Consider the following 18,120-nt stretch of genomic DNA (forward strand, 5'->3'; position numbering starts at 1 on the left):
CCGTAGATGGTCCATCGACTGAGGAAGGTCTGACTTTCCGTAGCTGAATCTCGACAAGGCGAGCCCAGGCACGTTAACAGTGGCGCGACCGTGCCGGAATTGAACCGGCTTCTTCCTCAGTCTTGCCGTTTCGCCCTACGCCGGATTGATGCGGGACGTCAACGATCGTGGAGCATGCCATGGCATTCGAACTGATATTGCAGTGCCATGCCGGCACGCGGATGATGCGGCAGGGCGGCTTCGCGTCGGAGGCTGAACCGATCGATGCGGGGGGCATCGCTAAACTGGCGGCACTGGGTCCGCCCGCCAGAGACATTCCCTATATTGTGGGTCCAGCGCTGGCGCCACGGCAAACGGCGGAGGCTTTGGGTGTGGTCGCCACCGTCGACCCCGCGCTTCGTGACATGGATCATGGGTCGTGGGCGGGCCGGACGTTGATCGACATGATGGCGGTCGATCCGGACGGCCTGGCCACGTGGGTGGCCGATCCTGCTGCTGGCGCGCCCGGCGGCGAACCGCTGGCGTCTGTTCGCGCGCGCATGGCCGACTGGCTGGCCGCGCAGATCATGCACGATCGGCCGCTATGGGCGATTACCCATCCCATGGTGATCCGCGCCGCCCTCTCCGCGGCGATTGACATGCCGTTGGAGGCAAGCCTGCGGATCGATATCGCGCCGCTCGGCATCGTGCGGCTCGGCTGGAACCGGCAGTGGCGGCTTCAGGCGCTCGGCTGCGGCTAGGCTGCGCCAGCCGCGTGCAGCGACTCCCTGACCCGGGCGATCGCCATGTCCAGCGGTGCATCCTCGCCCAGCAGCGCGAAGCTGCCGGTCAGCGCGAAGATGCAATGGCCATGGACGGTCGCGACCAGCGAGCGGGCAAGGCGGGGCGCGCGATCCCGCGCACCGGGCGGTAATGCCGCAGTCACTTCGCGCACGACGATGTCGGTCAATGCGCCGCGCCGCTGGGCCAATGCCCCGGGGATTGGCATATCAGGGGGCAGGCGGTGATCGTAAATGGCGGTCCACAGGTTCATATTCTCGCTGGCGAAGCTGAAATAGCCCTCGACCAGCGCAGCGATCCGGTCGTCGGAGCCGGTCGCCAGCCTTTTTTCCAGATGTTCGGCCCACAGATCGAAGGTGCGCGTGTTGATCGCGGCGATCAGCCGGTCATAGCTGCCGAAAATATTATACAGGGTGCCGACCGCATAGCCGACGCGCTTGGCGACCTCTCGCGCGGAAAAGCGGGCAAAGCCGATCTGCGCCATATGGGCGTGACCCTCCGCCAGGATCATCGCTTCCAGCTCGGCACGACTATGGTCGGATCGTCTTCCCATGCACATCCTGTAAAACGGAAATTGATCACTGTCTAATATATCAATTGACCACTGTATAATTCATGCCTAATGCGGAAGCTGCGATTAACGCGCTGGCCATCATTATCGGCTAGCCCGCTTCGATCACGGGGGTTCGTCCATGTCTGCACCTGATCTGTCATTGCTCGGCAAGCGCCGCTTCGCACCCTTGTTCGTCGTCCAGTTTCTGGGTGCGTTCAACGACAATCTGCTGAAGTTCGCGCTGCTCTTCCTCGCCAATTTCGGCCTGTTCCGCGCGGAGCCGGACAAGGCGGAACTGCTGGCGACGATCGCGACCGGATTGTTCATCCTGCCCTATTTCCTGTTTTCGGCCCTGGCCGGACAGATTGCCGACGCGTGGGACAAGGCCAAGCTGGTGCGCGCGGTCAAGGCGGCGGAGGTTGTCATCATGACGCTGGCGCTGATCGGCTTCTGGCTGCAATCGGTGCCGCTGTTGCTTGGCTGTCTGTTCCTGATGGGATTGCATTCGACCCTGTTCGGCCCGGTCAAATTTTCGATCCTGCCCCAGCATCTGGGGCCGCACGAAATGGTGGGCGGCACCGGGATGATCGAGGCGGGGACGTTCCTGGCCATTCTGGGTGGCCAACTGCTGGCGGGCGTCATTCCCGCACAGACCGCCGGCCTTGTCGCCATCGGCATCGCCGTCCTTGGGCTGCTGGCTAGCTTCGCCGTTCCGCCCGCGCCGCCGGTGGCGCAAGGGCTGCATATCGACCGCAATATTTTTCGCAGCACCTGGCGCATCCTTAAGGCCGCTCGCCATGGCAGGGGCGTCTGGCTCTCGATCCTCGGCATCAGCTGGTTCTTCGCGGTCGGCGCGGTCCTGCTGTCCGAATTCGCGCCGCTGGTAAGTGGTGTGCTCAAGGCGAAGCAGGACGTCGCCACCTTGTTTCTGCTGGTTTTCTCGTTGAGCGTCGCGCTGGGGTCGCTGCTGGTCAACCGGCTGCTGCGCGGCGAAATATCGGCGCGCTACGTGCCGATCTCGGCGCTGGCGCTTGCCGCGTGCATGATCGATCTTTGGCTGTCCACCACCGCCTATGTCCCGACCGCCACCGATGTCGGCATCACGGCGTTCGTCGCGTCACCGGGAAGCTGGCGCATCCTCGTCGACCTGTTCGGCATCGCCTTTGCCGGCGGCATGTTCATCGTCCCGCTCTACGCCATCCTTCAGACCCATGCCCCGCGCGAGGAAAGGTCGCGCACCATTGCGGCGAACAATATCGTCAATGCGGCCGTCAGCGTCCTGGTCGTCCTGGCGGTCACCATGATGCTGGCGCGGGGCGAGACCGTGCCCGGAATCATCGGCGTGATGGGCTTTGCGACGTTGACGATCGCGCTCATTTCCTGCTGGCTGCTCCCCGAAACGCTCATCAAGGCGATGTTTCGCGGGGCGCTCCGGCTCTTCTATCGCGTCGAGGTGGCGGGCGCGGAGCATATGCCGCCAGCCGGTACGCCGGCCGTCGTGGTCGTCAACCATGTGTCCTTCCTCGACGGGTTGCTGCTGGCCGCATTCCTGCCCGGCAAGCCGACCTTCGCGGTCCATACCCGCATTGCCAAAGCCTGGTGGATCAAGCCTTTTCTGCCGCTGTTCGACGCCTTCCCGGTCGATCCGACCAACCCGATGGCGGCCAAGGCGATGGTCAAGGCCGTGCGGGAGGGGCGCACGCTCGTCATCTTCCCCGAAGGCAGGATCACGGTGACCGGCGCGCTGATGAAGATATTCGACGGCCCCGGCATGGTCGCGGACAAGGCCGATGCGCCGATCATCCCGGTCCGCATCGACGGCGCGCAATATACGCCTTTTTCGCGGCTGCGTGGCCGGGTGCGGCTGCGCACTTTCCCGAAGATCCGCCTGACCGTCCTGCCGCCGCGCCGCTTCGCGATCGACGGCGAGATGACCGCGCGCGCGCGCCGCGCGATCGCCGGCCGACGTCTGTATGACGAGATGAGCGCGATGATCTTCGCCACCTCCCGCACCGACGAGACCTTGTTCGAGGCGCTGCTGGAGGCGCGGCATATTCACGGGACCAAGGCCGCGGTGGTGGAAGACGTCAAGCGCGAGCCCCTATCCTATGGCCGGCTCGTGACTGGCAGTCTGGCCCTGGGCCGGCCGCTCGCCGCCGCGACGGTACAGGGCGAGGCGGTGGGCGTGCTGCTGCCCAATGTGTCGGCGGTGGTCGCCACCTTCTTCGCGCTTCAGGCGCATGGACGCGTGCCGGCAATGTTGAATTATACGGTGGGGCTCACCAACCTGAAGGCGGCCTGCACCGCCGCCGCGATCCGCACGATCGTCACGGCCCGCGCCTTTGTGACGCAGGGCAAGCTCACCGAGGTGGTCGCGGCGTTGGAAGCCGATGGGATCGCTATCCTGTGGCTGGAGGATATTGGCGCATCGATCGGTGCCGCCGCCAAATTGCGGGCGCTCGTCGCGAGCCGCTTTGTCGCGCGGGGCCACAAGCGCCTCCGCATCACGCCGGATGCGCCGGCCGTCATCCTGTTCACCAGCGGGTCGGAGGGCCTGCCCAAGGGCGTGGTGCTCAGCCACCGCAACCTCCTGTCCAATTGCCGTCAGCTCGCGGCGCGGATCGATTTCAACACGGCGGATACGGTGCTGAATGCGCTGCCCGTGTTCCACAGCTTCGGCCTGACCGGCGGCACGCTGCTGCCGATCCTGCACGGGGTGAAGACGCTGCTTTACCCAAGCCCGCTCCATTACCGGATCGTGCCGGCGCTCGCCTATGACAGCAATGCCACGATCCTGTTCGGCACCGACACCTTCCTGTCGGGCTATGCCCGCATGGCGCATGGCTATGACTTTTACTCGCTGCGCTACATCTTCGCGGGCGCCGAGCGGGTGCGTGACGAAACCCGCAAGGCCTATGCCGAAAAATTCGGCCTGCGCATCCTTGAGGGCTATGGCGCGACCGAGGCGGGGCCGGTGATCGCGGTCAACACGCCGATGCATTTCCGCGCCGGCACCGTGGGCCGTCTGCTGCCGGGGATCGAACCGCGGTTGGACGCTGTGCCCGGCATCACTGAGGGCGGTCGCCTGTCGATCCGTGGCCCCAACATCATGACCGGCTATATGAAGGCCGATGCGCCCGGCCAGTTGCAACCGCCGCAAGGCGGCTGGCACGACACCGGCGACATCGTGACCATCGATGAGGACGGTTTCGTCACGATCCGGGGCCGCGCCAAGCGCTTCGCCAAGATCGGCGGCGAGATGATCTCGCTGCCGGCGGTGGAGGGCTATGCCGCCGCGCTCTGGCCCGATGCCGAGCATGCCGTGGTCACGCGCCCGGACCCGCGCAAGGGCGAGCAGCTCGTTCTTTTCACGACGCGGAAGGATGCCAAAGCGGCGGACCTGCAAGGCTGGGGACGGGCGAACGGCGTCACCGAACTTGCCATCCCGCGCGACATTCGCCCGGTCGACGCGCTGCCGGTGTTGGGAACCGGGAAGCTCGATTATGTGACGATGGGCGCGCTGGCGGCGAGCGCGGCTTCATAGGCGCGCGCGGGGCGTGTGCCGGCCGGACGCAAGGATATCGTTAACCATCTTTTATCGGCTGCTTCCTAAGCTGCGGCGCAACGAATGCCGCAGCAGGGTGGACCGATGCCGAGTAGTGGACTGGAAATCCTATTTTCGAAAGCCAGGCAGGCCGAGAGACGGGGCGATCCGCAGGAGGCGCGCCGTTTGCTCGCCGACCTGTTGAGCCGCTATCCCCAGAATCGGCGCGCTGCGGAAGGATTGTCGCGGCTTGATCCGGCGGCCGGTTCGGACATGTCGGCTCTCCAGGCGGAGGTCGGTGCAATCGGGACGCTCCATGCGCAGGGCGACTATGCGAAAATGGCGCGGCGGGCCGAGGCCCTGATCGCGCGGTTTCCGCAGGTTTCCGCTTTGCATGGCCTGTCGGGCGCCGCCTATCTCGGCCTCGATGATGCGATCCTTGCGGAAAAAGCGTTTCGCAAGGCGCTGGCCGACAATCCGCGTGACGCCGCGAACCAAAGCAATCTGGGCATCGCGTTGCGGCGGCAGGGCAGGCTCGCGGATGCAGAGCGTTGCTATGCGGCGGCGATCGCCATCCAGCCCGACCATGCCGAAGCGCATTATAATCTCGCCAACCTCCTTGGCCTTCAGGATCGATATGACGAGGCGATCGCCAGCTATCGCGCGGCGCTCGCGTTCAAGCCGGATTATGTCGATGCGCTGTATAATCTGGGCAATATCCATCGCGAACGAAAGGCGTTCGCCGAGGCGGTCGACCTGTATGCGCGGACGCTGGCGATCAGGCCGGATCATTATGACGCGCTGAATAATCTGGGCTATGCACGGTTGGAACTTGGCGACCGGGACGCGGCCATCGCGGTCTTTCGCCAGGCGACGGCCATCGAGTCCGACACAGCCAAGGCCCATGTCAATCTGGCCAACGCCCTGACGCTGGGCGGCGCGCTGGACGAGGCCCATGTCGCCTTCGACCGCGCGATCCAGCTTGCGCCCGATGATACCCATCTGCGCGCGCAGCTGCTCTATCTCGAAGCGCATCTATGCGACTGGTCTGGCCGCGACAGCTTTGCCGCCTTGCCGGTTCACGCGGTGCGCGGCAGCGATCCGATCCCGCCCTTCATCGCCCTCCCGTTCGAGGATGATCCCGCGCGCCAGCTCGCCCGCTCCCGGATCGTGGCGCATGCCGCGCAGCCGGGCCGGGTCCTGCCGCTTCCGCGACCCGAGCCGGGCGAAAAGATCCGCATTGGCTACTTCTCGGCCGACTTCCACGACCATGCTACGCTGCACCTGCTGAGCGGGCTGCTGCGGGCGCATGACAGGGATCGTTTCGCAATCCATGCCTTCAGCCTCGGCGCGGACGATGGCGAGGGCGCGCGCGACGCGATCAGGCCGCATCTCGACGCCTTCCACGACATCCGCTTCCTCACCGACGATCAAGCGATCGACCTCGCCCGCCGCCATGCCCTCGATATCGCGATCGACCTCAAAGGGCATACACGCGACGCCCGGCCCGCCCTTTTCGCCGGGCGGATGGCCCCGGTGCAGATCGGCTATTTGGGCTATCCCGGATCGATCGGTGGCGATTTCCTGGACTATATCATCGCCGACCCCGTGGTTATTCCGTCCGGACAGGAAGTATATTATAGCGAACAGGTCATCCGCCTGCCCGGTAGCTATCAGCCCAATGACGACCGGCGCGTCATCGGCCAGTGCGCCGAGGACCGCACCAGCCTCGGCCTGCCGGCGGAGGGCTTCGTCTTTTGTTCGTTCAACCAGAACTGGAAGATATCCCCGCGCGAATTCTCGATCTGGATGCGCCTGCTGGCCAGGGTCGAGGGCAGCGTCCTGTGGCTGATCCGTTCCAACCCTTGGGCAGAGACGAATCTTCGCCGGGAGGCGCAGGCGCGCGGCATCGATCCGGCGCGGCTCGTCTTTGCCGAAAAACGGAGCCATGCCGATCATCTCGCCCGTCACCGCCATGCGGATCTTTTCCTCGACAGCTTTATCGTGAACGCGCACACCACGGCCAGCGATGCGCTCTGGGCCGGCTTGCCGGTCCTGACGATGCCGGGCCGACAGTTCGCCGCGCGGGTGGGCGCGAGCCTTTTGACCGCGATCGATCTGCCTGACCTCATCGCCGGTTCGGAAGCCGATTATGAAGCGAAGGCGCTCGAACTGGCGCAATCGCCGGGCAAACTCGCCGCGCTCAAATCGCGGCTGGCCGTTAACCGTCAATCCTCCGCGCTGTTCGACACCGCGACCTATGCGCGACATATCGAGGCTGCCTATGTGGCGGCGCATCAGCGTCGGCTCGACGGACTGGAACCCGCCGCCATCTGGATAGACTGACGCCGCCGCCCCACGGAAAGGAAAAATTAGGCATTTCGCTTTACCTTTTTACCGTGGCCACGGCTCCTCCGCCGGCCTCCGGCGCATATCCAAGGCAGGACCCTGATCATGATCCCCAAGCTCATTCACTTCATCTGGGTCGGCGATGACTCCAAGCGGCCGGATAATTGCATCGAGACCTGGCAGTCGATGAATCCCGGCTGGGATTTCCTGTTGTGGGGCAATGCCGAACTGGAGGGGATGGAATGGGCCAACCGCCGGCATATGACCGCCATGTTCGACCGCGAACTCAATGGCGTTGCGGACATGATGCGCTGGGAGATACTCCATGCCCATGGCGGCATCTTGGTCGACGCCGACAGCATTGCCCTACGCCCTTTGCCCGAATCGCTGCTCGATTGCGAAGCTTTCGCCTGCTGGGAAAATGAGATCGTACGACCCGGCCTGATCGCGGCCGGCTATTTCGGCAGCGTGGCCGGCAATCCGTTCCTTCGCCAAATCATCGACGACATCGCGGCGGAGCCGACCGTGATCGACAGGATGGCATGGGAGACGGTCGGGCCGCAGCGGCTGACCGACAGCTATCGCAAATATGCCTATTCGAAGCTGCGCATCTACCCGAGCCACTATTTCATTCCGCAACATTTTTCCGGCGCGAATTATGAGGGCAGCGACCCTGTCTATGCCCATCAGCTCTGGGGATCGACGCGCCGGGCCTATGACGAAATCCATCGCCATGATTTTGGCACAGTCACGCAGTCGCCCGCCGGGATCGCCGACCCCTCGCCCGCCGAACCAGTCGTATCGGCAGTCGGCTCCGCGCTCGAAACCCGGCACGACCCCTATTTCGTCCAGCGCGTCGAAGTGTCCAGCGACATTGTCGGCCTCAACCGGCTCGACGTGTTCGGCAAGCTCTGCCAGGGCAAGCGCGTCCTGCATATCGGCTGCGCGGACTGGCCGATCACCGACCCCGCGACCTCGTTGCATCTCGCGCTCGAACCCTATTGCGCGCAGCTCGACGGCTTCGATCCGCATGTCGAGGCGCTGGAGCAACTCGCGCCGCTCACCAGCGGTACTCTCTATTCGCGGATGGAGGATATAAAGGGCTCCTACGACATGGTTCTCGTGCCCGAAGTCATGGAGCATGTCGCCAATGTCGCCGAATTTCTGGAACAGTTGCAGGCGATCGATTCGCCCTGCTACTTCATGTCGGTGCCCGACGCCTTTCAGTGCCGGTCGGAGCATTTCGACTATGTCGAGGGAACGCAGACGTTCGTGGAGGTCGTGCACCCGGACCATAATGTGTGGTATACGCCCTATACCTTCACCAATACGGTCCGCAAATATAGCGGCCTGACGGTCGAGCGCATGTGGTTCTTCAACCGCATTTCGCTGCTCGCTCTATTGTCCAAACCCGACCTGCGCCTCGCCGCCTAACCGTTCGCATCGCCCTTTCGCGCGGCGCAAAGCCTGTTAAGACAAGGGCATGCGCCTCCCCGGACCGACCGAATGTTTCGCCCTGTTCGACGACGCGCGCACCCCGCGCGCGGCGCCGGCGCGGCTGTATCGCGATCCTGTGGCGACGATCGTCGCCCACAGCGCGGACGAGGTGCAGCCCGCGCTCGATCGCCTCGCCGACGCGCGCGAGGCCGGGCTCCATGCCGCCGGCTTCCTCAGCTATGAAGCGGGTCTCGCCTTCGAGGACCGGCTCCTTTCTCTGGCGGCGCGGCCACGCGTTCAACCTGGTGGCGCGGGTGAACCGCTCTTGTGGTTCGGCCTGTTCGAAGGATGCCGGCTGATCCCACCCGGCGAGGTCGCCGGCCTGCTCCCGGATGCCGACGGCGCGGCGGTTTCCGCGCTGACGCCACTGATCGACGAGACCGCGTATCGCGCCGCATTCGAACGGGTGCAGGATTTGATCCGCGCGGGGGACATTTATCAGGTCAACCTGACCTTTCCCTGCGACGTGCATTTTTCCGGCGATCCGATGGCATTGTTCGCCGCGCTGCGCCCGCGCGCGCTTGCCGGCTATGGCGGCGTCATTCGCACCGGCGAACACGCCATCCTCTCTTTCTCGCCCGAACTTTTCTTCAGCCAGGTGCGCGGGCAACTGACCGCGCGGCCGATGAAGGGCACCGCTCCGCGTGATCCTGATCCGGCGCGCGACGCGGCGCTGGCGCTCGAACTCGTCGCCGACGCGAAGCAGCGCGCCGAAAATCTGATGATCGTCGATCTGCTGCGCAACGATCTGTCCCGCGTCGCGCGTGCCGGGTCGGTGACGGTGCCCGAACTGTTCAAGGTCGAAACCTATCCGACCGTGCACCAGATGGTGTCGACCGTGCGCGGCCGCATTCTGCCGGGCCTGTCGCCGGTTGACGTACTGCGCGTTCTGTTTCCCTGCGGATCGATCACCGGCGCGCCGAAAGTGCGGGCAATGGAGATCATCGACTTGATCGAGACCGGTCCGCGTGGCGTCTATACCGGCACGATGGGATGGATCGACCCGGAAGGGGACGCCGCGTTCAATGTTGCCATCCGCACCATTTCGGTCAAAGAGGGCACAGGCGTGGGGCGCCTGGGCCTTGGTTCGGGCATCGTCGCGGATTCCGATCCTGCATCGGAATGGGCGGAATGCCTGGCAAAGGGCCGCTTCCTGGTCCCGGCCTGAACGTGACGTGGCGGAGTTTGAACAGGTTGGATGGCATTGGCTGACGGTCGGTTTGATCTGCTCGAAACCATGGCTTTCGATCCCGTCGACGGCATCCGCATGCTCGATCTGCATCTGTCGCGGCTGAAACGGGCGGCGGACGAACTGGGCTTCGCCTTCGATAGACATGCCGCGCGCAATGAATTGCAGGCGGCGACCTTCCGCCTGCGGGTGGCCAGCCGCCTGCGCCTGCTCGCGTCGCGTGGCGGCGCACTGGCGATCGAGGTGCGCGATTATCGCACCTGGCCCGAACCGATCATGCAGGTGGCGGTGGTGCCGCGCCGCGCGCCCGCCGACGATCCTCGCCTGCGCTTCAAGACCACCGACCGTTCGATCTATCGCGACGCGCTGCAACGCGGCGGCACGTTCGAAGTGTTGATGACCGATGCCAAAGGCTATCTGACCGAAGGCTGTTTTTCATCGATCTTCGTCGAACGCGGCGACAAGCTGGTGACGCCGCCTTTGTCGCGCGGGCTGCTGCCCGGTATCCTGCGGCAAAGCCTGCTGGAAATGGGCGAGGCGGTCGAGGGCGACCTGCGACCCTATGACCTTGAAAATGGCTTCTTCATCGGCAATGCTGCACGCGGCATGGTGTCGGCGACGCTCGCGCGCTGAGAGTCTGTTTGAAATGCGCTTGGTCGCGCATTTCAGGCCGCACCAGCCCTCACCCCCACCCGACCGCCCATCAGGATATCATGTCTGGGCGGTCGGGTGGGGGTGAGGGCTGGTGCGGATGCACCAAGAGGCGCATTTCCAAACAGACCCTAACCGCGCAGCGCGCCACCGACCGCGAACTGGCGGTTGCCCCGACCGGCTTTGCGGCCTAAGGGACGCCGCGTCCGCTCGGCTGAGCGGGTTAGGGGAAATTCCAGGAAAGATTCGCATCATGAGCCAGACTTCCGCCGCCCTCGGTCGCATCCAGCCTTCCGCCACGCTCGCCATGAGCGCGCGGGTCAATGCGCTGAAAGCCGAAGGCGTGGACGTGATCGGCCTGTCGGCGGGGGAGCCCGATTTCGATACGCCCGATTTCGTCAAGGAAGCCGGCATCGCCGCGATCCGGGGCAATCAGACGCGCTACACCGATGTCGACGGCACGAGCGCGGTCAAGGATGCGGTCGCCTTCAAGTTCAAGCGCGACAATGGCATCGAGTATGCCCGCAATCAGATCAGCGTCAATTCGGGCGGCAAGCACACCTTGTTCAACGCGCTGGTCGCGACTGTCGATGCGGGCGACGAAGTCATCATCCCGGCGCCCTATTGGGTCAGCTATCCCGATATCGTCAATTTCGCGGGCGGCACGCCGGTGTTCATCGAGGGCCCCGCGCGGCAGGGGTATAAGATCACTCCGGCGCAACTGGACGCCGCGATCACGCCGCGCACCAAATGGGTGATGCTGAACTCGCCGTCCAACCCCAGCGGCGCGGCCTATTCGGCGGCTGAGTTGAAAGCGCTGGGCGAGGTGCTGCTTCGCCACCCCCATGTGCTGGTGATGACCGACGATATGTACGAACATGTCTGGTACGCGCCCACGCCCTTCGCCACCATCGCGCAGGTGTGCCCGGAGCTGTACGACCGTACACTGACGGTCAACGGCTGCTCCAAGGCTTTTTCGATGACCGGATGGCGGATCGGCTTTGCCGGTGGCCCCGAATGGATCATCAAGGCGATGGGCAAGCTTCAGTCGCAATCGACCAGCAATCCCTGTTCGATCAGCCAGGCGGCCGCCGTCGCCGCGCTCACCGGACCCCAGGATTTCCTGGAAGACCGCAACGCCGCCTTCAAAAAGCGCCGCGATATGGTCGTCGCGATGCTGAACGATGCGCCCGGCCTCGACTGCCCGACGCCGGAGGGCGCTTTCTACGTCTATCCCGACGCCAGCGGCCTGATCGGCAGGACCACGCCCAAGGGGGTGAGGATCGACAGCGACGAAACGCTGATCGGCTATTTCCTCGACGAAGCGAAGGTCGCGGCGGTCCATGGCGGCGCTTTCGGTCTCTCGCCGGCTTTCCGCATCAGCTATGCCACGTCTGACGAAGTGCTGAAAAAGGCCTGCACGCGAATCCAGGAGGCCTGCGCCGCGCTGAAATAATCGTCGCGCGCATTAAATTCGAAACGGTCCTTTTCCCTTCGCGCCGTCTTGTGGATAGCGAGAAGGGCGCTATATACCCGTTGCGTAATAAAACTGAAATAATGGTTTCGTCCCTCGTGCCGGTTCAGCGGCGAGCAAGGCGAGATCGTTTAGTCGACCGGCTGATGCCGATAAGAGACAAGAAAGGCACTGGCCATGTTGGCGTTTTTGAGATCCGAACTGTTCCTTCGCTTTCTGGGTGGCTTTGCCATCGGAGCGGTCGGAGTGTTCGTACTTCAGCCCAATGAGCCGCCTGCTCTCAGCACGTCCGCCATTGCCTCCACGGCGACCCCTAGCGGCAATGCAGCGCTCTGACGGCATCTGCCTTGTCATTCTCGCGGCGCTCGCCGTCGCGTCACCCCTGCGTGCGGAGCGCGTGGTGCACGCGCCGGTCCCGACAGTGGATGCGAAACCGAATCAGGCCCTCGAAACGGCGGTCTTCGCGGGCGGCTGCTATTGGGGTGTCGAGGGCGTTTTTTCCCATGTGAACGGCGTCCATCTCGTCAAGTCGGGTTTCGCCGGTGGCCCGAAGGGACGGAAGGTCGATTATGAGGCGGTGAGCGCAGGCGATACCGGCTATGCCGAATCGGTTCGTGTCACCTATGACCCCAGGATCGTCAGCTATGGCACTTTGTTGCGCGTGTTCTTTTCGGTGATCGCCGATCCGACGACGCTCGACTATCAAGGCCCCGACCATGGCACTCAATATCGCAGCGCGCTGTTCCCGCTCAACGCGCAGCAGCAGCAGGCGGCCAGCGCCTATCTTGCGCAGCTCGGGAAATCCGATCTCTGGCGCGGGCCGATCGTGACGAAGATCGAGCGTTTCACCGGTTTTCAGGATGCAGCGGCGGGCCATCAGAATTTCATGACAAGAAACCCGCGACATCCCTATATCCAGCGTTGGGATGCGCCCAAACTCGCGGCGTTCAAGGCGATGTATCCCGCGCTCTACCGCGCCAGACCCTCCGCCTGAGCGGGGCCGCGTCGTCGTCGCCTGGGCGTGTCGTTCAGCTCGATCCACACCGGCGCGTGATCGCTGCTCTTCTCCCACCCGCGGACATGACTGTCGACCTCCGCCTGCTTCAGGCGTGCAGCCAGCGGCGGGCTGAGCAGCAGATGGTCGATCCGCAGCCCTGCATTTCGCGCAAAGGCGTTGCGGAAATAATCCCAGAATGTGTAGATCGTCTCGTCCGGATGCATCGCCCGCAGCGCATCGGTCCAGCCCTGCTCCAGCAGCCGGGCATAGGCGGCGCGCACCTCGGGCGCGAATAGCGCGTCGTCCATCCAACGTTCGGGTTTGTAGACGTCGCGTTCCGTCGGCATGACGTTGAAGTCCCCAACCAGCATGACCGGCAGTCCCGATTCCAGCAGCGCCGCAGCATGATCGATCAGCCGGTCGAACCAGCGCATTTTATAGTCGAATTTGGGTCCAGGCCGTGGATTGCCATTGGGCAGATAAAGCCCGCCGATCAAGAGGCCGTTGACCGCCGCTTCGATATAGCGACTCTGGGTTTCGTCGGGATCGTCGGGCAGCCCGCGCCGCGTTTCCTCGATCGATCCGACCCGGCTCAGGATCGCGACGCCGTTCCAGCTTTTCTGTCCATGCCAGATCGCGTGATAGCCCACCGACCTGATCTCAGCCTCGGGGAAGCGTTCGTCCGGAGCCTTCAGTTCCTGAAGGCAGACAATGTCCGGCTGAGACTCGCCCAGCCAGCGTAGCAGCACCGGCAAGCGCCCATTGACCCCGTTCACATTATAGGTGGCAATCTTCATTGCCGATGAACATCGGCGGCAGGCAAGTCGTTCCGGTCATGGCGTTGCCGTTGAAAACGAAATATCAAGGCTAACGTGCGACAGGCGGGGGGAAACCATGAATGGTGCCTGCATGAACTCGCCATCCCTGTCCGCTGTCCGACCTTACTTGCCGCGCGCGAAAAACGCCCGGCTGTTGGCGGGCATGTTGCCAAGGCCGATGCTGTTCGCGCTCGCGGTTTTCGTCCTTATGACGCTTATCGTCGTCTTTCTGGTCCCGTTCCCGTCCCAGGTCGACGAGCTTCAGCATCTGTCGGTGATCCGCGCCCAGTATGAGCATCCCACCTTGTTTCCCGACTGGAGCGAATATCTGATCCTGCGACCCGATGATCTCACGCAGTGGTCGGCGACGTCCAACTATATCAATCATCCATCGCTTTATTATTTGCTGCTGGCGCCCCTGATGTCGCTCTCGAACGATCCCGTCGTCTTTCGCCTCGTGAACGTGGTCATTTCGACCTCGGCCCTCGCGATCGTGATGGTCGCCGCGCGCCGTCATTTTACCCCGGATGTCGTTCCGTCGGAATTGTTCGCGATTTTTGCCGCCAGCTTTCCCAAGGCGGCCGTGGTCGGCGGAATGGTCAATAACGACAATCTTGCCGCCTTCGCGGGCGCCGCGCTGTTTGGCGGGATGCTGGGACTGCCTGGCGCCGCCTGGTGGATAATGGCGGGGCTGGCGATCGCCGGCTGGACGAAACTCACGGCCTTTATCGGTCTAGCGGCTGTCGCGGGCGCGTGGCTGGGCATCGAAATTCTTGCAGGCAGGATGAAGCTGCCGGATCGGCGCGTGCTGCTCGCTGCCCTCGGCGTCACGGTGGGAGCGGTGCCCTATCTCGTCACCTTCATGCGAACCGGCCAGCTCCTTTGGGTCAACGAAGCCTTGTGGCGGATACCGGTCGCCCAGCGGCTCCATCTCGACCTGCTCGGTTTTGCGAGCTGGTTCTTCAAGGGGCTGGTGCTGAAATGGCCCGCGTCGGAATTTTCCCACGCTTTGCCGGTCGCGGTCCTCGGCGTTCTTACACCGCTTGGTCTGGCTGCGATGGGCTTGCGCTACCGGGAATCGCGGCCATGGGGTATCGCCTATGCGATAGGACTTGCCGCCCTGATGGCGATTCATTTCGGGTTCGGCTGGCGCAGCTATCTGACGCTGGGCGATCTCACCATCATGCAGACACGTTATTATAATATATTATGGCCGGGCGTGGCGCTGGCGGCGACCATGGCTGTCGCTCGTTTCGATCCGCGCTGGCGCTATGCCCGGCTGTTGGTGATCATCATCTGCCTGTCGCCGACAATGCTGGGCGCTATGATCAATCTGAACTTTTGATATAGGCGTTCCAACCGGGTGGGACAGCCGGTTTCCGGCTTCCTGCCCGATCGTCGCACCGACGCCTATTTGGGCGACAATACCATCAGCATCTGCCGGCCTTCCATGCGCGGATAGGCTTCGACCTTTGCGACTTCGGCGACATTTTCCGCCACCCGCTGCAACAGGGCCATGCCGAGCTGCTGGTGCGAGAGTTCGCGGCCACGGAAGCGCAGCGTAATCTTCACCTTGTCGCCATCGCCGATGAAATCATGGACCTTCTTCATCTTCGTATCATAATCATGATCGTCGATGTTCGGACGCATCTTGATCTCTTTGAGTTCCTGCGTCTTCTGGGTCTTGCGGGCGATATTCGCCTTTTTCTGGGCTTCGTACTTGAACTTGCCGATGTCCAGAAACTTGCAGACCGGCGGGTCGGCGGTCGGCGAGACTTCGACGAGATCGAGGCCGACATCGGCTGCCTGCTCGATTGCCTCCTGCGTGAACATCACGCCCAGATTTTCGCCTTCCTCGTCGATCACACGGACCTTGGGCACGGTGATGAATTCATTATAGCGAGGGCCGGACTTCGGCGGCGGCGCCAGCGGGCGGCGCATCATCGGGGGAGGTATAGCAGACTCTCCTATAGTCGTGAAAAACGAACGGCTCTTAGCGGCTTTTGCACAAAGCCGAAAGGGGTCGGCGGTTCCGTCACGACGGAATCACCGACCCTGTGGCATTGCTGCCTCAACGCATATCGGGCGGCAGCGCTTCATTTGCAAGCCGGGAAACGACGTCGTCGCCTGAAAGCATCGTCTGTCCCTCGCTGCCGAGCACGCGCAGCGCGACGGTGCCTTCCTCCGCCTCGCGCCGCCCGACGACCAGCAGGTTGGGCACCTTGGCCAGACTATGCTCGCGCACCTTGTAATTGATCTTCTCGTTGCGGGCATCAAGTTCGGCGCGGATGCCCGCGGCTTTCAGCCGCTCGACCAGTTGCGCGGCATAGTCGTCCGCATCCGACACGATGGTCGCGACCACAGCCTGCACCGGCGCGAGCCATAGCGGCAGCTTGCCGGCGAAATGTTCGACCAATATGCCGATGAAGCGCTCGTAACTGCCAAATATCGCACGATGGAGCATCACCGGCCGGTGGCGCTCGCCATCCTCCGCGACATAGGAGGCGTCGAGTCGGTCGGGCAGCACCCGGTCCGACTGGATCGTGCCGACCTGCCAGGTCCGCCCGATCGCGTCGGTCAGGTGCCATTCGAGCTTGGGCGCGTAGAAAGCGCCTTCACCCGGCAATTCTTCCCAGCCATAGTCGGCCGTGGCGAGACCGGCGCTGACCACCGCCTCGCGCAATTCGGTTTCGGCCATGTCCCACATCTCTTCGGTGCCGAAGCGCTTGTCGGGACGCAGCGCCAGCTTGATCGAGTAGGTGAAGCCGAAATCCTTGTAGATGCGGTCGGCCAGCGCGCAGAAAGCGCGGACTTCGGCGACGATCTGGTCCTCGCGGCAAAAGATGTGCGCGTCGTCCTGTGTAAACTGGCGCACGCGCATGAGGCCATGGAGCGCGCCATGCGGTTCATTGCGATGGCAGCAGCCATTTTCATAAAGGCGCAAGGGTAGGTCGCGATAGGATTTGATGCCCTGGCGGAAGATCAGGACGTGGGCCGGGCAGTTCATGGGCTTGAGCGCCATCCAGTCGGCGTCGTCGGAGACGATCGGGCCTTCGTCGTCGACGTTCGGGACCTCATCGGGGATCACGAACATATTTTCGCGATATTTGCCCCAATGGCCCGACTGCTCCCACTGGCGCGCGTCCATCACCTGCGGCGTCTTGACCTCGCGGTAGCCGGCCTTGTCGATCGCGCGGCGCATATAGGCTTCCAGTTCGCGCCAGATCAGATAGCCCTTGGGATGCCAGAACACGCTGCCATGCGCTTCGGCCTGAAGATGGAACAGGTCCATTTCCTGGCCGATCTTGCGATGGTCGCGCTTGGCCGCTTCTTCGAGGCGCATGAGATGCGCGGCAAGCTGCTTCTTGTTGAGCCAGCCGGTGCCGTAGATGCGCGAAAGCATCGCGTTTTTCTGGTCGCCGCGCCAGTAAGCGCCCGACACGCGCGTCAGCTTGAACGCCGCCGGATCGACCCGGCCGGTCGAGGCGAGGTGGGGGCCGCGGCACATGTCGTACCAGTCGCCGCTATGATAGACCGTCAGCGGCTCGTCGCCGGGCAGTTCGGCGGCCCATTCCGCCTTGAAGGTTTCGCCCGCCGCGCGCCATTTGGCGATCAGCACGTCGCGGTCGATCTCCTCGCGCACCAGCGGCTTGTCGGCGGCGATGATCTCGCGCATCTTCGCTTCGATCGCGGGGAGGTCCTCTTCGGTAAAGGGGCGATCCTTCGGCGCGAAGTCATAATAGAAGCCGTCGTCGGTCGACGGGCCGAAGGTGATCTGGGTGCCGGGAAACAGCGCGTGCACCGCTTCGGCGAGGATATGCGCGAAATCGTGCCGCGCCAGTTCGAGCGCGTCAACTTCATCCCTGGCCGTCACCAGCGCGAGATGGGAATCCTGTACCAGCGGTCGCATGATGTCGCGCAGTTCGCCATCGATCCGCGCGGCGATCGCCGCCTTGGCAAGACCCGGCCCGATCGCCGCCGCAATGTCCGCCGGGGTGGTGCCGGGCGCGACCTGGCGCACGGAACCGTCGGGCAGGGTGATGTTGAGCATGGCGGACACGGGTTGTCTTTCCGATCGGAGGCAGGGCAATAGTGGGCTGCTGGCGCAATTTTCGCGCCTGATCCCTTAGATGGGCGGCTTGGCCTGTCAAGGGAAGGGCGCGCGGGCGTAGGGGTGGGAGGCCGTCGAAGGGCTTAACTTCGCATATTTCCCGCATATTTCGCCCATTTATTGCGCGGCGTTGATCCTATCGGAAAGTCTGGGTGGA

Annotated in this window: 14 protein-coding genes; 10 read left to right on the forward strand and 4 right to left on the reverse strand. The window is 63.6% G+C overall.

Annotation, left to right across the window (positions count from 1 at the left end):
• Window positions 1-179 precede the first annotated feature (179 nt).
• Entirely contained in the window at window positions 180-740 is a 561-nt protein-coding gene (locus tag WG907_RS02105; RefSeq protein WP_340230925.1) for a histidine phosphatase family protein, read from the forward strand.
• Here WG907_RS02105 and WG907_RS02110 read toward each other — a convergent pair.
• Complete coding sequence (locus tag WG907_RS02110; RefSeq protein WP_340230926.1) at window positions 737-1,333, reverse strand: TetR/AcrR family transcriptional regulator; 597 nt, start codon at window positions 1,331-1,333, stop codon at window positions 737-739. The genes WG907_RS02105 and WG907_RS02110 overlap by 4 nt on opposite strands.
• A gap of 139 nt (window positions 1,334-1,472) precedes the next feature.
• On the opposite strand from WG907_RS02110, the gene WG907_RS02115 reads away from it, so the two are divergent.
• The 8 genes from WG907_RS02115 to msrA all read left to right on the forward strand — a co-directional run bounded on the left by WG907_RS02115 (window position 1,473) and on the right by msrA (window position 13,031).
• Entirely contained in the window at window positions 1,473-4,877 is a 3,405-nt protein-coding gene (locus tag WG907_RS02115; protein WP_340230927.1) for an acyl-[ACP]--phospholipid O-acyltransferase, read from the forward strand.
• Window positions 4,878-4,982: 105 nt separating this feature from the next.
• A complete protein-coding gene (locus WG907_RS02120; RefSeq protein WP_340230928.1) occupies window positions 4,983-7,223 on the forward strand; it encodes an O-linked N-acetylglucosamine transferase family protein in 2,241 nt (746 codons plus the stop codon).
• A 108-nt stretch (window positions 7,224-7,331) separates the two neighbouring features.
• Complete coding sequence (locus WG907_RS02125) at window positions 7,332-8,660, forward strand: glycosyltransferase (RefSeq protein ID WP_340230929.1); 1,329 nt, start codon at window positions 7,332-7,334, stop codon at window positions 8,658-8,660.
• A gap of 49 nt (window positions 8,661-8,709) precedes the next feature.
• Window positions 8,710-9,891 carry an aminodeoxychorismate synthase component I gene (gene pabB, locus WG907_RS02130; protein WP_340230930.1) on the forward strand — a complete coding sequence of 394 codons (1,182 nt, stop codon included), beginning with the start codon at window positions 8,710-8,712 and terminating at the stop codon, window positions 9,889-9,891.
• 30 nt (window positions 9,892-9,921) lie between these two features.
• Window positions 9,922-10,545: an aminotransferase class IV gene (locus WG907_RS02135; protein ID WP_340230931.1), complete on the forward strand. Its 624-nt coding sequence runs from the start codon at window positions 9,922-9,924 to the stop codon at window positions 10,543-10,545.
• A gap of 271 nt (window positions 10,546-10,816) precedes the next feature.
• Window positions 10,817-12,019 carry a pyridoxal phosphate-dependent aminotransferase gene (locus tag WG907_RS02140; protein ID WP_340230933.1) on the forward strand — a complete coding sequence of 401 codons (1,203 nt, stop codon included), beginning with the start codon at window positions 10,817-10,819 and terminating at the stop codon, window positions 12,017-12,019.
• A 195-nt stretch (window positions 12,020-12,214) separates the two neighbouring features.
• A complete protein-coding gene (locus WG907_RS02145) occupies window positions 12,215-12,373 on the forward strand; it encodes a hypothetical protein (RefSeq protein ID WP_340230934.1) in 159 nt (52 codons plus the stop codon).
• A complete protein-coding gene (gene msrA / locus WG907_RS02150; RefSeq protein ID WP_340230935.1) occupies window positions 12,360-13,031 on the forward strand; it encodes a peptide-methionine (S)-S-oxide reductase MsrA in 672 nt (223 codons plus the stop codon). The genes WG907_RS02145 and msrA overlap by 14 nt, the downstream gene beginning before the upstream one ends.
• Here the strand turns inward: msrA and xth are convergent.
• Window positions 13,007-13,831, reverse strand: a complete 825-nt coding sequence (gene xth, locus WG907_RS02155) for an exodeoxyribonuclease III (RefSeq protein WP_340230936.1) — start codon at window positions 13,829-13,831, stop codon at window positions 13,007-13,009. The two genes, msrA and xth, sit on opposite strands and share 25 nt — an antisense overlap.
• Before the next feature lie 112 nt (window positions 13,832-13,943).
• Between xth and WG907_RS02160 the strand changes: the two genes are divergently transcribed.
• On the forward strand, window positions 13,944-15,197 hold the full coding sequence (locus WG907_RS02160; RefSeq protein ID WP_340230937.1) for a hypothetical protein: 1,254 nt from the start codon (window positions 13,944-13,946) through the stop codon (window positions 15,195-15,197).
• A gap of 65 nt (window positions 15,198-15,262) precedes the next feature.
• On the opposite strand, the gene infC is transcribed toward WG907_RS02160, so the two are convergent.
• Window positions 15,263-15,796, reverse strand: coding sequence for a translation initiation factor IF-3 (gene infC / locus WG907_RS02165; RefSeq protein WP_340230938.1), 534 nt, complete (start codon window positions 15,794-15,796; stop codon window positions 15,263-15,265).
• A 127-nt stretch (window positions 15,797-15,923) separates the two neighbouring features.
• Entirely contained in the window at window positions 15,924-17,903 is a 1,980-nt protein-coding gene (thrS, locus tag WG907_RS02170; RefSeq protein ID WP_340231794.1) for a threonine--tRNA ligase, read from the reverse strand.
• Window positions 17,904-18,120: the final 217 nt, after the last annotated feature.

The sequence above is a fragment of the Sphingobium fluminis genome, assembly GCF_037723805.1.
Taxonomy (GTDB): Bacteria; Pseudomonadota; Alphaproteobacteria; order Sphingomonadales; family Sphingomonadaceae; genus Sphingobium.

Excerpts from the sequence above, each read along its gene's own strand:
- pabB (WP_340230930.1), top strand. The coding sequence starts at position 8,710 with ATGCGCCTCCCCGGACCGACCGAATGTTTCGCCCTGTTCGACGACGCG.
- WG907_RS02110 (WP_340230926.1), bottom strand. The coding sequence starts at position 1,333 with ATGGGAAGACGATCCGACCATAGTCGTGCCGAGCTGGAAGCGATGATC.
- WG907_RS02160 (WP_340230937.1), top strand. The coding sequence starts at position 13,944 with ATGAACTCGCCATCCCTGTCCGCTGTCCGACCTTACTTGCCGCGCGCG.
- WG907_RS02125 (WP_340230929.1), top strand. The coding sequence starts at position 7,332 with ATGATCCCCAAGCTCATTCACTTCATCTGGGTCGGCGATGACTCCAAG.
- WG907_RS02120 (WP_340230928.1), top strand. The coding sequence starts at position 4,983 with ATGCCGAGTAGTGGACTGGAAATCCTATTTTCGAAAGCCAGGCAGGCC.
- infC (WP_340230938.1), bottom strand. The coding sequence starts at position 15,796 with ATGATGCGCCGCCCGCTGGCGCCGCCGCCGAAGTCCGGCCCTCGCTAT.
- thrS (WP_340231794.1), bottom strand. The coding sequence starts at position 17,903 with ATGCTCAACATCACCCTGCCCGACGGTTCCGTGCGCCAGGTCGCGCCC.
- WG907_RS02135 (WP_340230931.1), top strand. The coding sequence starts at position 9,922 with ATGGCATTGGCTGACGGTCGGTTTGATCTGCTCGAAACCATGGCTTTC.
- msrA (WP_340230935.1), top strand. The coding sequence starts at position 12,360 with ATGCAGCGCTCTGACGGCATCTGCCTTGTCATTCTCGCGGCGCTCGCC.
- WG907_RS02145 (WP_340230934.1), top strand. The coding sequence starts at position 12,215 with ATGTTGGCGTTTTTGAGATCCGAACTGTTCCTTCGCTTTCTGGGTGGC.
- WG907_RS02140 (WP_340230933.1), top strand. The coding sequence starts at position 10,817 with ATGAGCCAGACTTCCGCCGCCCTCGGTCGCATCCAGCCTTCCGCCACG.
- xth (WP_340230936.1), bottom strand. The coding sequence starts at position 13,831 with ATGAAGATTGCCACCTATAATGTGAACGGGGTCAATGGGCGCTTGCCG.
- WG907_RS02115 (WP_340230927.1), top strand. The coding sequence starts at position 1,473 with ATGTCTGCACCTGATCTGTCATTGCTCGGCAAGCGCCGCTTCGCACCC.
- WG907_RS02105 (WP_340230925.1), top strand. The coding sequence starts at position 180 with ATGGCATTCGAACTGATATTGCAGTGCCATGCCGGCACGCGGATGATG.